At 71.4% G+C, this 14416-nt stretch carries 11 protein-coding genes; all 11 read right to left on the reverse strand.

The features are described from left to right. Positions 1 to 4 precede the first annotated feature (4 nt). Complete coding sequence (locus IE251_RS08645) at positions 5 to 1255, reverse strand: MFS transporter (protein WP_189752583.1); 1251 nt, start codon at positions 1253 to 1255, stop codon at positions 5 to 7. A gap of 138 nt (positions 1256 to 1393) precedes the next feature. Then, positions 1394 to 1729, reverse strand: coding sequence for an RNA polymerase-binding protein RbpA (locus IE251_RS08650; RefSeq protein WP_078637775.1), 336 nt, complete (start codon positions 1727 to 1729; stop codon positions 1394 to 1396). 234 nt (positions 1730 to 1963) lie between these two features. After that, complete coding sequence (gene secG / locus IE251_RS08655) at positions 1964 to 2200, reverse strand: preprotein translocase subunit SecG (RefSeq protein ID WP_078637776.1); 237 nt, start codon at positions 2198 to 2200, stop codon at positions 1964 to 1966. A 108-nt stretch (positions 2201 to 2308) separates the two neighbouring features. Beyond that, positions 2309 to 3085 (reverse strand): triose-phosphate isomerase, encoded by a 777-nt coding sequence (gene tpiA / locus IE251_RS08660; RefSeq protein WP_189752317.1) that lies wholly within the window; start codon positions 3083 to 3085, stop codon positions 2309 to 2311. Between the two features lie 5 nt (positions 3086 to 3090). After that, complete coding sequence (locus IE251_RS08665) at positions 3091 to 4302, reverse strand: phosphoglycerate kinase (RefSeq protein WP_189752318.1); 1212 nt, start codon at positions 4300 to 4302, stop codon at positions 3091 to 3093. A 134-nt stretch (positions 4303 to 4436) separates the two neighbouring features. Next, positions 4437 to 5444 carry a type I glyceraldehyde-3-phosphate dehydrogenase gene (gene gap / locus IE251_RS08670; protein WP_030792332.1) on the reverse strand — a complete coding sequence of 336 codons (1008 nt, stop codon included), beginning with the start codon at positions 5442 to 5444 and terminating at the stop codon, positions 4437 to 4439. A gap of 298 nt (positions 5445 to 5742) precedes the next feature. Next, positions 5743 to 8688: a M14 family metallopeptidase gene (locus tag IE251_RS08675; protein WP_189752319.1), complete on the reverse strand. Its 2946-nt coding sequence runs from the start codon at positions 8686 to 8688 to the stop codon at positions 5743 to 5745. A gap of 157 nt (positions 8689 to 8845) precedes the next feature. Beyond that, complete coding sequence (whiA, locus tag IE251_RS08680; RefSeq protein ID WP_184972520.1) at positions 8846 to 9835, reverse strand: DNA-binding protein WhiA; 990 nt, start codon at positions 9833 to 9835, stop codon at positions 8846 to 8848. Continuing rightward, a complete protein-coding gene (locus IE251_RS08685; protein ID WP_189752320.1) occupies positions 9826 to 10893 on the reverse strand; it encodes a gluconeogenesis factor YvcK family protein in 1068 nt (355 codons plus the stop codon). The genes whiA and IE251_RS08685 overlap by 10 nt, the downstream gene beginning before the upstream one ends. Then, positions 10890 to 11933, reverse strand: a complete 1044-nt coding sequence (gene rapZ / locus IE251_RS08690; RefSeq protein WP_030792339.1) for an RNase adapter RapZ — start codon at positions 11931 to 11933, stop codon at positions 10890 to 10892. The genes IE251_RS08685 and rapZ overlap by 4 nt, the downstream gene beginning before the upstream one ends. Next, on the reverse strand, positions 11930 to 14065 hold the full coding sequence (uvrC, locus tag IE251_RS08695; protein ID WP_189752321.1) for an excinuclease ABC subunit UvrC: 2136 nt from the start codon (positions 14063 to 14065) through the stop codon (positions 11930 to 11932). The genes rapZ and uvrC overlap by 4 nt, the downstream gene beginning before the upstream one ends. Positions 14066 to 14416 lie beyond the last annotated feature (351 nt).

The following is a 14416-nucleotide window of genomic DNA, read 5'->3' on the forward strand; positions in this document are numbered from 1 at the left end:
CAACCTAATTGATCAGCGCCCGGCGCGAGTCGTCGTCCGGCGTCACCACACGTATGTCCTGCTTGCGCAGCGGTATCAGCGCGACCACGGCCGCCGCGAACAGGACGGCCGCGAACAGGGCGGGTCCGTTGAGGCCGCAGAGCCCGGCCACGGCGCCGCCGAGGAGGGCGCCGAGCGGGGCACCGGAGACGGAGGCGGTGCGGAAGGCGGCGGCGATGCGGCCCACCATCGCCTCGGGGCTGCGTTGCTGCATCAGCGTGACCTGGTTGACGTTCCACACCATGTTCATCGCGCCGAGCAGGACCATCCCGGCGACCAGCGCGGCCACGTGCCGTACGGAGCCGATGAGCAGCAGCGAGCCCGTCTGGATCGCGCAGCCGGACAGCAGGGCCCGCACCCGCCCCGTACGGCGGGCGATCCGCTGGGCGACGAATCCGCCGGCCAGGCTGCCGGCCGAGTACGCCGTCATGGCGGCGACATAGCCGGTGTCGCCCGCGTCCAGCCAGCGGGTGACGTGCAGCGCCAGCGTGGCGATCAGGGCGCCCATGCCGATGTTGCACAGCAGGGTCGCCAGGCACACCGCGCGCAGCACCCGGTCCCGGCCCAGGGCGCGCAGGCCCGCGCCGATCTCCGAGCGCAGGGTGCTGTCGGCCGCGCGCGGCTCCCGCTCCGGCGGCCGTATCCGCAGGGACGCCACGAGCGCGGCGGCCACCAGATAGGTGCCGGCGTCGGCCGCGAACGGCGTGAAGGCGCCGGCCGACAGCAGCAGGGGCACGAACGGGGACGCCAGCAGCCCGCCGGCGAGCTGCTGACCGGTCATCAGCCGGGCGTTGGCACTGCCCAGTGCCCCGCGCTCGACCAGGGAGGGCAGCAGGGCCGTGGCGGCGTTGTCGAAGAGCGTCTGGAGCGCGGTGAGCGAGAAGGCGAGGGCGATCAGCAGCGGGACGGAGGCGTGCCCCAGGGCCACGGCGAGGGCGAAACCGGCGACGAGCACGCCCCGCGCGGTGTCCACGAGCCACATCGCCCGCCGCTGGTCGACCCGGTCCGCCACGGCGCCGCCGAACAGCCCGAACAGCAGCCAGGGCAGATAGCCGCAGGCGGTGACGGAGGCGACGACGAGGGGCGAGTCGGTGAGGCGGACGGCGAGCAACGGCAACGCGGCGTTGCGCAGCGCGTCACCGAACCGGGACACCACGGCGGCCGTCCACAACCGCCCGAATCCCCCGCGCCAGGCGGGGCTGCCCCCGCGCTCCATGCCGGCTCCGGCCACGCTCTCCCCCTCACGATGTCCGATGCACACACCGTAGAGGGCACCACTGACAATCGGTCGGCGCCGAGAGGGCGTCAGACGGCTCCGGCCGGGCGCCCTTGGGCACCCGGCCGGTGTGAAGTGCTAGATCTCGCCGCGCAGTTTGGCGAGCGCCTCGGCGAGGATCGCCTCGCCGTCCGCGTCGCTGCGCCGCTCGCGTACGTACGCGAGGTGCGTCTTGTAGGGCTCGGTGCGCGGCGGGGCCGGCGGGTTGTCCCGGTCCTGGCCGGCCGGAAAGCCGCAGCGGGGGCAGTCCCAGGTCTCGGGAACCTGCGCGTCGCTGGCGAAGCTGGGCTGCGTCTCGTGCCCGTTGGAGCACCAGAAGGAGATGCGCAGACGCGGCGCGGACTCGCCGCGCTCGGCCTCGCCCATCGGCCCCGCCCCGACCCGGCTTCCTCGGATCGCGTTGCCACTTGCCACGGTCGTAACTCCCTGCGTGATGGTGCCGCGAAGCGAGTCGGCGTTTCGCTTCGCCGCGAGCGCCTCAGTCTACGTAAGGCCCAACGCGCGTCCAGTGATTGGAGTTACCGGCCCCCACACCAAGACGCAAGCCCCATGATAGGCCGCGCTCACAGGCGCGTACCCAACATGGGGCTTTGCGGGGGAAATCCGTGGCGCGCTCCGGAAGTACGGCCGGTTCGCGCTGGTCGGGCGTCAGCTGTTCGACTTCATCACGAGGCCGAGGACGATGATGCACGCGAACCACAGCAGGCCGATCACGATGGTGATCCGGTCGAGGTTGCGCTCGGCGACCGAGGAGCCGCCGACGGAGGACTGCATGCCGCCGCCGAACATGTCGGACAGGCCGCCGCCCTTCCCCTTGTGCATCAGCACCAGCAGCATCAGCAGCAGGCTGAAGACGATCAGGGCGATCGAGAACCCCAAAACCACGGCTGGACCAACTTCCTCGGATTCGGATGGACGACGGGGGCACAGCGCTCGGCTGTGCCCCCGCAAGAGTACGACGTATCGCCGCTACCGCCTACTCACGGTCGGGCGTCACTGATCGCGGAAGCGCACGATCTTGACGAACTCGTCGGCGTCCAGCGAGGCACCGCCGATCAGGGCGCCGTCGATGTCGGGCTGGGCCATGATCTCGGCGCAGTTGCCCGACTTCACGGAGCCGCCGTACTGGATGCGGACCTTGTCGGCCACGTCCTGGGAGTACAGCTCGGCGACCTTGGCGCGGATAGCGGCGCAGACCTCCTGGGCGTCCTCGGCGCCGCAGACCTTGCCGGTGCCGATGGCCCACACGGGCTCGTAGGCGATCACGATGGTCTCGGCCTGCTCGGCCGGGAGGTCCTTCAGCCCGCCCTCGACCTGGGCGAGGGTGTGGGCGACGTGGTTGCCCGCCTCGCGGACGTCCAGCTCCTCGCCGACGCACAGGATCGGGGTGAGGCCGTGCTTGTAGGCGGCCTTGACCTTGGCGTTGACCACTTCGTCGGTCTCGTTGTGGTACTGGCGGCGCTCGGAGTGGCCGATCGCCACGTAGGTGCACTTCAGCTTGGCCAGCATCGGCCCGGAGATCTCGCCGGTGTAGGCGCCGGAGTCGTGCCGGGAGATGTCCTGGGCGCCGTACTTGATCTTGAGCTTGTCGCCGTCGACCAGGGTCTGCACCGAGCGCAGGTCGGTGAAGGGCGGCAGGACGGCGACCTCTACGGCCTCGTAGTCCTTGTCGGCCAGGGCGAAGGCGAGCTTCTGGACGTGCGCGATGGCCTCGAGGTGGTTGAGGTTCATCTTCCAGTTGCCCGCCATCAGCGGCGTGCGCGTGCTCATCGAGGTCAGTCCTCCAGTGCGGCGAGGCCGGGGAGCGTCTTGCCCTCGAGGTATTCGAGGGAGGCGCCGCCACCGGTCGAGATGTGGCCGAATGCCTTCTCGTCGAAGCCGAGCGTGCGCACGGCCGCGGCGGAGTCACCGCCGCCGACGACGGAGAAGCCGTCGGAGTCGACGAGGGCCTGGGCGACCGCCTTGGTGCCCTCGGCGTAGTCGGGGTGCTCGAAGACGCCCATGGGACCGTTCCAGAAGACGGTCGCGGCGTCGGCGAGCTTCGAAGCGTACAGCGTACGGGTCTCAGGGCCGATGTCCAGGCCCTCCTGGTCGGCCGGGATGGCGGTCGCGGCGACCGTGGTGGGGTTGGCCGGGGCCTTGGTCTTCAGGTCCGGGAAGTCGGGCGAGACGAGGACGTCGACGGGGAGGACGAACTCCACCCCGCGCTCCTCGGCACGCTTCATGTACTCCTTGACCGCCGGGATCTGGTCCTCCTGGAGCAGGGAGATGCCGACCTCGTGGCCCTGGGCCTTGAGGAAGGTGTAGGCCATGCCGCCGCCGATGAGGATGCGGTCGGCCTTCTCCAGCAGGTGGTCGATGACGCCCAGCTTGTCGGACACCTTGGCGCCGCCGAGGACGACCGCGTACGGCCGCTTGACGTCGTCGGTGAGCTGCTTCAGCACACCGACCTCGGTGGCGATGAGGTGGCCGGCGTAGTGCGGCAGCCGGGCCGGGAGGTCGAAGACGGAGGCGTGCTTGCGGTGGACGGCGCCGAAGCCGTCGCCCACGTAGACGTCCGCGAGGGCGGCGAGCCGGTCGGCGAACTCCCCTCGCTCGGTGTCGTCCTTGGACGTCTCGCCGGGGTTGAAGCGCAGGTTCTCGATGACCGCGACCTGGCCCGGCTGGAGGCCGTCGACGGCGTCGTGGGCGGCGGGGCCGACGGTGTCCTCGGCGAAGGCGACCGGGGCGCCGAGCAGTTCGCCGAGGCGCTCGGCCGCGGGCAGCAGCGAGAAGGCGGGGTCCGGGGCACCCTTGGGGCGGCCCAGGTGCGAGGCGACGACCACCTTGGCGCCCGCGTCCGCGAGGGCCTTGACGGTGGGCAGGACGGCGCGGATGCGGCCGTCGTCGGTGATCGTGCCGTCGGCGAGCGGCACGTTGAGGTCGGCGCGGACGAAGACCCGCTTGCCGCTCACGCCGTCGGCGAGAAGTTCGTCGATCGTCTTCATGGGGTGGACTCCTGAGGAGGGCTCGTGTGCACCTGATCGTAAAAGGGCGTGGTCGCTACGTGGGACAGGGCCCGGTCAGCGCGACGGTGCGCTGCCCGAGCCCTGCTCTCACTTCGTGGTCCTGCTGTTTGCGATCAGAGCTGGTTGCCGACGAAGACCGTGAGGTCCACGAGGCGGTTGGAGTAGCCCCACTCGTTGTCGTACCAACCGATGACCTTCACGTTCTTGCCCTCCTGGACCATGGTCAGGGAGGAGTCGAAGGTGCAGGACGCCGGGGCGTTGACGATGTCGGAGGAGACGATCGGGTCCTCGGTGTAGTCGAGGAGGCCCTTCAGCTCGCCCTCGGCGGCCTTCTGGAAGGCCGCGTTGACCTCTTCCTTGGTGACCTCGCGGCTCAGCTCCACGACCAGGTCGGTGACCGAACCGGTCGGGACCGGGACGCGCATGGCCATGCCGTCCAGCTTGCCCTTGAGGTGCGGCAGGACCAGGGCGGTGGCCTTGGCGGCACCGGTGGTGGTCGGGATGATGTTCTCGGCGGCGGCACGGGCGCGGCGCAGGTCCTTGTGCGGGAAGTCCAGGATGCGCTGGTCGTTCGTGTACGCGTGCACCGTCGTCATCAGGCCCTTGACGATGCCGAAGTTCTCGTCGAGGACCTTGGCCATCGGCGCCACACAGTTGGTGGTGCAGGAGGCGTTGGAGATGACGTTGTGGTTCGCCGGGTCGTACTTGTCCTGGTTGACGCCCATGACGATGGTGATGTCCTCGTCCTTGGCCGGAGCCGAGATGAGGACCTTCTTGGCGCCGCCGGCGAGGTGCTTGGCGGCGTCCTCGCGCTTGGTGAAGATGCCGGTGGACTCGATGACGATGTCGACGCCCAGCTCGCCCCACGGGATGTCCGCCGGGTTGCGCTCGGAGAGCACCTTGATGGTGTGGCCGTCGACGGTGATCGTGTCGGCGGTGTGGGAGACCTCCTGCTTGAGGCGACCCAGGATCGTGTCGTACTTGAGCAGGTGGGCGGTGGTCGCGGTGTCACCCAGGTCGTTGACAGCCACAACCTCGATGTCCGCCCCCTGCTCCAGCAGGGCGCGGAAGTAGTTACGACCGATGCGGCCGAAGCCGTTGATGCCTACGCGGATCGTCACGAACCGATCTCCTCGTTGGTACGCCGGCTATGCGGTGCCGGCGAGCTCTGTTTGGGATGTCCCCGACCACCCCCGACCCTACCTCTCTGAGGCCCCCTGGGTGACATCGAGATGACCCATACACGGGCAGGCGGTCCGTACCCGCCAGTAGAGGTACGGACCGCCCCGGATCGACAGTGGATTCGCCCGTATTTGTTACGGAATTCCGGGCGCCCACGGCGCCATTTTCACTCGTTCGTGAGCGGGTCGGCTCACTTGATGAACTGCTCGTCCGCGCACCGTTGAGAGGGGTCTCCGCTCACCTGTCGAGCGCGGCGAACGCCTTCCTCAGCAGGGCCGTCCGGTCGGCCGCCGAGACCACCTGTTCCAGGCCGAACCCGAGCAGCACGGTGTCGTCCGTGGTGACCGCCGCGTAGGTCCGGAACAGGGCCCCGGTGCGGGTCCAGTCCTTCTGGACCGGGGCGCTGCCCGCGGGAGGTCCGGCCGCCCGCCAGGCGCCCAGGGACGACTCGAAGCCCTCCGTCTGGCGCGCCGCGCCGCCGACGACCAGCGACGTCTCGTCGGCCAGGACGCCGTACCCGCCGGTGCCGGTGTCGGTGATGTACCCGATCGAGACCTCGACGGACTTCCCGGCGTACGCGCTCAGGTCGAAGCTCACCCGCTGCCAGCCTGCGGAGGTGCCGTCGAGGCTGTTCCAGGAACCGCTGGTCCCGGTCGCGGCGCAGGCGTTGTCGGCCGGCGTCAGATAGTGCCTGAGCCAGGGGTGCTCGCCGACCAGGGAGGCGCACTCCGCCGGCACGGCCGTCCGCGTCGCGCCCGAGGCCTCCGGCAGCGTGGTCCAGTCGTCGGCGCCCACGGTGCGCGCCTCGACCACCACGTGGTCGTAGCCGGGTTCGGTGTCCCACAGCAGCCGGGCGTTCAGGGCCGGCTGGTCGGCGGCGGTGACACCGGTGAGGTCGATGGTGCGGGTGAGGCGCTTGTAGGCGTCGTCGGTGTGCGCGGCGGCGGCCATGAAGGCACCCGCATACGGCCCGTACGGGTTGACGGTCCCGCTGAACGCCCCCGCGCCCGCGCTCTTGAACTGCGGGAACTCGGCGACCGGCAGCTCCTCGGAGGTGACGCCGTAGGTGCCCGCCGCGTCCAGTGGGTTGCCGGGCGCGTCGCCGAGGGCGCCGGAGAAGCCGGCGAGCGCGCCGGAGCCGGTGAAGCCGGTGGCTCCCTTGGCCGGCATGTGGCTGTAGGCGCCCAGGTAGTACTGGCTGAAGTCGTCCGACAGGGTGCCGTCGCCGAGGTCGACGCTGCCGCCGGCCCGCTCCCCGGCCTCGATCAGCCTGCCGCCCTCGTTGAGGTAGGCGCGCAGTCGCAGCTGGGTGGCGTTGCCGGGGCCGCCCGCGCCGGAGTAGTGCACGACCGTCCGGAAGTGCTTCAGCACGCCGAGCGCGTCCGGGGCGCCCTGGGTGGCGACGTCCCATACGAGGGCCCGGTGCCCGGCGGCCCGGAGCGCGTCCGTGTAGGCCCGGGCCTGGGTGGCGGTGGTGCCCTCCTCGGCGACCACGAGGGTGTCGGCGGCCGGCCGCCGCGCGACGGTGTAGGTGAAGTGGGGGCTGGAGACCTTCTTGCCGCTCCTGGTCTCGCCGGTGAACCAGACCTCCACGCGGTCGCCCGGCTCGCCGTCCCGCACCTTGGCGCGGTACTCGTCGAAGTAGAGGTTGTCCTCGCCGCCGAAGGTCTCGCCGCCCTTCCAGGGCCTGAGCGCCTGGTCGAGGGTACGGCCGCCGTTGACGCGGTACTTGAGCTCCTTGTCCCGGACCGCCTTGCGGGCGACGACCGCGACCTCCTGGTCCGCGCCCCGGGAGTACGACGTGGTGAACGCGGCCGGGGTGAAGTCGGCGGCGTCCAGGCCGATGGCGGAGGCCGGCCGGTCGGGGTGCGCCGCGGTCTCCGCGACGGAGAGCGCGAACGGGACGTTCTTGGCGAACTCCCGCTGGATCAGCTTCTCGTCGTCGGGGAAGGTGAAGCCCGACCGGCAGTCCCGGCTGTCCCAGGCGTCATCCGGGTCGCTGTCCGAGGCGGTCCGGCAGGTCGACATCTCCGGGGTGAACATGGCCATCCCGTTGACGTTCGACGCGTGGCCGTCCGCCTCGCCGTTGGTGGTGTACAGCTCGGAGGAGACCTGCGGGCGGTAGCCGGGGACGGCCGAGTTGTCCGGTGTGCCGGCCAGTGCCCGGTAGAGGACGTCGTCGGGGGTCGGCGTGGCCACCTGCCAGCCCACGCCGTAGAGCAGGAGCTCGGCCGCGGAGTGGTAGTTGATGCCGTACCGGAAGCCGATCCGCTTCTCCAGGGCGTCCAGGGCCCTGGTCTCCGGCTCGGAGGCGGGGCTCGCGCCACGGTAGGTCTGGCTGGTGGGGTTGGGGGACGAACCCTCGTTGTCGTAGCCCCACTTGTAGGGGAAGTTGCGGTTGAGGTCGACGCCGTCGCCGCTGCCGATGACTCCGTCACCGTCGACGTCCCGCAGGTTCTTGCGCCACAGACGGGTCTCGGGGCCCTTGAAGGTGTAGTCGTAGCCGTCCGGGTTGGCCGACAGGACGAACCACAGCTCGGTGGAGTCGACGATCTTCTTGATGCGCCGGTCGGTCTTGTAGTGGTCCAGGTAGTAGTGCATCAGCCGGCGGGTCATCTCCGGCGTGATCCACTCGCGCGCGTGCTGGTTGGACATGTAGAGCACGGCCGGCTTGGCTCCGTCCTCGGACTTCCCGGCGTTCCCGGTCAGCTTGAGCGCGAGGATGTCCTGGCCCCTGATGGTCTTCCCGATGGACTCGACCTTGGTGAGGCCGGGGTTGGCCGCGGCGGTGCGGAGGATCTCCTCCTTCAGCCCGCCGCTTCCGCTGTACGGACGGAACACGCCCTGGGCCGCGCCCTCGACCCGGGCCTCGGCCTTGGCCGAGAGGGTGTGCTCGGTGAGGGCGACGCCCTGCTCGCGCAGTCGCGCGGCCTGCTTGCCGGTGAGGTAGACCTCGACCCGGGTCCTGCCTCCCGCGGCCGTCCGCTCACCGAGTTCGTGACCGTCCTGGCCGGCCTTGAGCAGCAGGGGTACCTGTTGCTCCGTGACCTCCGCGTGGAAGACCCTGACCTCTTCGGGCGCTGGTGCCGGGTCTCCGCTCCGTGCCTGGGCCGTGGGTGCGAGGCTCGCTGCGCCGATCATCAGCGCGCCGACAGCGAGGATCGATCTCGCTCCGTGTCTCATGAACCCCCCTACAGATGGTCCGCACCAGTGGCGAACAAGGCTGCCAGGCTCATGGCACTCGATGATCGAGTCAAGAGCGCCTCATGGACACGCGAACGCCGGTGCCGGTCACCCGAAAGGGGACAGCGACACCGGCGAGTTGACGCTCCGTCCGGTTTCAGCCGGCCAGGTTCTCGGCCAGTTCCTCGGAGAGGTTGGCCTCCGTGCCCGGGATGCCCAGGTCGGCCGCGCGCTTGTCGGCCATCGCCAGCAGCCGGCGGATACGGCCCGCGACCGCGTCCTTGGTCAGCGGCGGATCGGCGAGCGCTCCCAGCTCCTCCAGGGAGGCCTGCTTGTGCTCCATGCGCAGCCGGCCGGCGGCGGCGAGGTGTTCGGGGACCTCGTCGCCGAGGATCTCCAGGGCCCGCTGGACACGGGCGCCCGCGGCCACGGCGGCCCGGGCCGAGCGGCGGAGGTTGGCGTCGTCGAAGTTGGCGAGCCGGTTGGCCGTGGCCCGCACCTCGCGGCGCATCCGGCGCTCCTCCCAGGCCAGCACCGACTCGTGCGCGCCCAGCCGGGTGAGCAGGGCGCCGATCGCGTCGCCGTCGCGGACGACCACCCGGTCCACCCCGCGCACCTCGCGGGCCTTCGCGGCGATGGACAGTCTGCGGGCCGCGCCGACCAGGGCGAGGGCCGCCTCCGGGCCCGGGCAGGTCACCTCCAGGGAGGAGGAGCGGCCGGGTTCGGTCAGCGAGCCGTGCGCCAGGAAGGCCCCGCGCCAGGCCGCCTCGGCGTCGCAGGTGGCCCCGGAGACCACCTGCGGGGGCAGCCCGCGGATCGGCCGGCCCCGCCCGTCGACCAGGCCGGTCTGCCGGGCCAGCTGGTCACCGCCCGCGACGACCCGGACGACGTAGCGCGAGCCGCGGCGCAGCCCGCCGGGGGCCATCACGATCAGCTCGGAGCTGTGGCCGAAGATCTCCAGGATGTCCCGCTTGAGCCGGCGCGCCGCCATCGCGGTGTCCAGCTCGGCCTCGATCACGATGCGCCCGCTCACCAGGTGGAGGCCGCCGGCGAACCGCAGGATGGCGGAGACCTCCGCCTTCCTGCAGCAGGTCCGGGTGACGGGGAGCCGGGAGATCTCGTCCTTCACCGCTGCCGTCATCGCCATGGGCCGATCCTTCCATGCATCCGAAAAATACGGTCGTACGCGGCGGCCAACAGCTCCGGGTCGTGCCGGGGAGATCCGTCGGTCCGGGCCACCGGCGCCAGCTCGACCGCGGCTCCCAGCCGCTTGGCGGCCTCGGTGAGCGATTCGCGGTCGGGCACGGCGGCCTCGTCGGCCAGCACCACGTCCAGGGCGAGTTTAGGGGCGTGTCGCCCCAAAACCTCCAAATGACGCTGCGGGGAGAAGCCCTCGGTTTCTCCCGGCTGCGGCGCCAGGTTCAGGGAGAGCACACGGCGCGCCTTGGTCTCGGTGAGCGCGTCCAGCAACTCGGGCACCAGCAGGTGCGGGATGACCGAGGAGAACCAGGAGCCGGGGCCCAGCACCACCCAGTCCGCGTCCAGCACCGCCGCCACGGCCTCGGGGACCGCGGGCGGGTCGTGGGGCACCAGGTGCACCGACTGCACCTCGCCGGGGGTCAGGGCGACCGTCGCCTGCCCGCGCACCGTGTCCACGTCGTCCGGGCGCTCGGGGTCGTGCCCCTTGACCAGGGCCTGCAACTCCAGCGGCACGGCGGACATGGGCAGCACCCGGCCGTGCGCGCCGAGCAGCTTGCCGACCAGGTCCAGGGCCTGCACATGGTCGCCGAGCTGCTCCCACAGGGCGACGATCAGCAGGTTGCCGACCGCGTGCTCGTGCAGATCGCCCTGGGACTGGAAGCGGTGCTGGATGACCCGGGCCCAGGTCTGACCCCACTCGTCGTCCCCGCACAGCGCGGCCAGCGCCTTGCGCAGATCGCCGGGCGGCAGCACACCCAGCTCGTCCCTGAGCCGGCCGCTGGAACCGCCGTCGTCGGCCACGGTGACGACGGCGGTGAGATCGCCGGTGATCCGGCGCAGCGCGGCGAGCGACGCGGACAGGCCCATGCCGCCGCCGAGCGCGACCACTTTGGGCTGGGCGCCGCGCCGGCGGGGCCGGGCGCCGCGGGCCTCGGCCGGGCGGCCGGCGCGCGCCTCGGGCACCATCCGGCGCAGCCTGCCCAGCCGCGGTGTACGTTGCGTCATTCCCGTCCCATGTCCCGGTGTACGACCACCGTCTCCACGCCCTCGGCCGCCAGGCGCGCGGCGAGCTTCTCCGACATCGCGACCGAGCGGTGCTTGCCGCCGGTACAGCCGATGGCGATGGTCACATACCGCTTGCCCTCGCGCCGGTAGCCGGCGGCGATGAGCCTCAGGAGTTCGGCGTACCGGTCCAGGAACTCCTTGGCACCGGGCTGGTTGAAGACGTAGGCCGCGACCTCCTCGTTGAGGCCGGTGTAGGGGCGCAGCTCCGGGACCCAGTGCGGGTTGGGCAGGAACCGCATGTCCGCGACCAGGTCGGCGTCGACCGGGAGGCCGTACTTGAAGCCGAAGGACATCACCGTGGCCCGCAGCTCGGGCTCTTCCTCGCCGGCGAACTGGGCGTCCATCTTGGCGCGCAGCTCGTGCACGTTGAGGCTGGAGGTGTCGATCACCAGGTCGGCGTCGCCGCGCAGCTCGCGCAGCAGCTCGCGCTCGGCGACGATGCCGTCCACGATGCGTCCGTCGCCCTGGAGCGGGTGCGGCCGGCGCACCGATTCGAAGCGGCGGACCAGGGCCTCGTCGGAGGACTCCAGGAAGACGATCCGCCGGGTGACGCCCCGGGTGTCCAGGTCGGCGAGGGACTCGCGCAGGTTGTCGAAGAAGCGCCGGCCGCGCACGTCCACGACGACCGCGATCCGCGCCACGTTGCCCTGCGAGCGGGCGCCCAGCTCCACCATGGTGGGGATGAGGGCGGGCGGCAGGTTGTCCACGACGAACCAGCCGAGGTCCTCCAGACACTTGGCGGCCGTGGACCGGCCGGCTCCGGACATACCGGAAATGATCACCAGCTCGGGGATGGCCGCCTCGGGGACCCCGGCTGTCTCGCTGCCCGTACTCACCTGTGCTCCGTTGTCCTGGCCCGTCTCCCGGCCGGCGTCGGGCCGGGCCGGGCCCTGGCCGGTGTCGTGCCGGACGGCCTCGCCGCCCGTGGCGCCGTGCGTCCGATCTCGCTGTGCCGTGGGCTGTGCCTCGTGCTCCGTCATGTCTCCTGCCCCCGTCGTTCGTCCGGGACGCCCGCGGTCACGGGCTCCCCCGAGGAACCCCCCGTCGTGCCGGGTTCCTCGTCCTCAATGATCTCTCCGGTCGCCGTGTTCACGGCGGGTGCGGCCGGGGCCGCCTGGGCGAGGGCCACGGCGATGGTCTCCGCCGTCTTCCGGCCTATCCCGGGCACTTCCTGGATCTGCTCGATTGTGGCGGACCGCAGCTTCTTGACCGAGCCGAAATGCTTGATGAGGGCCTGTTTGCGGGTCTCCCCGAGGCCGGGTACGTCGTCCAGCGGGCCGGCGCGGAAGCGCTTGGCGCGCTTGGTGCGCTGGTAGGTGATGGCGAAGCGGTGGGCCTCGTCACGCACCCGCTGGAGCAGGTAGAGCCCCTCGCTGGTGCGGGGCAGGACCACCGGGTCGTCCTCGCCGGGCACCCAGACCTCCTCCAGGCGCTTGGCGAGACCGCAGACGGCGATGTCGTCGATGCCCAGTTCGTCCAGGGCGCGCTGGGCCGCGGCGACCTGCGGCTGGCCGCCGTCCACGACCACCAGCTGGGGCGGGTAGGCGAACTTCCTGGGCCGGCCGTCGTCGTCCTTGAGGGAGTCCGTGATCACCTCCGGGCCGGCGAGCGTGCCGTCGGTGTCCGGGCCGTCGGTGTCCGCGCCGTCAATGCCGGTGCCGCCGTCGCCGATGGGGCCGGTGCCGGTGTCCTCGGCCCACTCCCCCGTCCGCTCCTTCTCGGCGAGGTAACGCCGGAAGCGGCGGCTGATCACCTCGTGCATGGAGCGGACGTCGTCCTGGCCGGCGAAGCCCTTGATCTGGAAGCGGCGGTACTCGCTCTTGCGCTGGAGCCCGTCCTCGAAGACGACCATGGAGGCCACCACGTCGTCGCCCTGGAGATGGGAGATGTCGTAGCACTCGATGCGCAGCGGGGCGCTGTCCAGGCCGAGGGCCTCGGCGATCTCCTCCAGCGCGCGCGAGCGGGTGGTCAGGTCGGAGGCGCGCTTGGTCTTGTGCAGCGCGAGGGACTGCTGGGCGTTGCGCTGCACGGTCTCCATGAGCGCCTTCTTGTCGCCGCGCTGCGGGATGCGCAGCGACACGTTCGCCCCGCGGCGGCCGGTCAGCCACTCCTGGACCGGCTCGACCGGCTCGGGCAGGGCCGGGACCAGCACCTCCTTGGGGACGGCGTCCCCGCTCTCCTCGCCGTACAGCTGCTGCAGGGCATGCTCGACCAGGGCGCCGGTGGTGACGTCCTCGACCTTGTCGGTGACCCAGCCGCGCTGACCGCGGACCCGGCCGCCGCGTACGTGGAAGATCTGCACGGCCGCCTCCAGCTCGTCCTCGGCGACGGCGATGAGGTCGGCGTCGGTCGCGTCGGCGAGGACGACCGCGTTCTTCTCCATGGCCTTCTTCAGCGCCCCGATGTCGTCGCGCAGCCGGGCCGCCCGCTCGTACTCCATCTCCTCGGCCGCCTCCATCATCTGCTTCTCCAGACGGCGGAGGTAGGTGCCGGTCCGGCCGGCCATGAAGTCGCAGAACTCCTCGGCCAGCTCCCGGTGGTCCTCGGGGGTGATCCGGCCGACGCAGGGCGCGGAGCACTTGTCGATGTAGCCGAGCAGACAGGGGCGGCCGGTGCGGGCGGCGTTCTTGAAGACGCCGGCCGAGCAGGTGCGCACCGGGAACACCCGCAGCAGCAGGTCGACGGTGTCCCGGATGGCCCACGCGTGCGCGTACGGCCCGAAATACCGAACGCCCTTCTTCTTGTGACCGCGCATCACCTGGACGCGGGGGAACTGCTCGTTCATCGTGACCGCGAGGTACGGGTAGCTCTTGTCGTCGCGGTACTTGACGTTGAACCGGGGGTCGTACTCCTTGATCCAGGAGTACTCCAGCTGCAGCGCCTCGACCTCCGTGGACACCACGGTCCACTCCACGGACGCGGCGGTGGTCACCATCGTCCGGGTGCGCGGGTGCAGGTTCGCCAGGTCCTGGAAGTAGTTCGCCAGGCGCTGGCGCAGGCTCTTCGCCTTTCCGACGTAGATCACCCGGCGGTGCTCGTCGCGGAACCTGTACACCCCCGGAGAGTCCGGGACGTCACCCGGCCTGGGGCGGTAGCTGGAGGGATCGGCCATGTCTCACACCCTACTGGCGAGCACCGACACCGCGTCGGGCCTGTGCCGGTGCCTGTGGATAACCCTCGCACCCGTACGGCGGCCCGCCCGGAGCGACGGTGCGCCGCGGGCGGCCGGGGTGGGCCGTGGGTTGGGAGTGGGCATGGGCCGGGGGACGCGGTGGGCCGGGCGCGCACGGTGGGGCCGGGGTGCGCGGAGGGGCGGGGGTGCGCGGAGGGGCGGGGGTGCGCGGAGGGGCGGGGGTGCCCGGTGGAGCGCCCTGCTCCGGGACGGCCGCGGGGAGCCTGGCCCGTCCGACGGCCGGGATCCGGCCATGCCGGGTGCCGGGGACGCGTCGGCCGCTGCCCGCCC

This window comes from Streptomyces eurythermus (assembly GCF_014649115.1).
GTDB classification, from domain to species: Bacteria; Actinomycetota; Actinomycetes; order Streptomycetales; family Streptomycetaceae; genus Streptomyces; species Streptomyces eurythermus.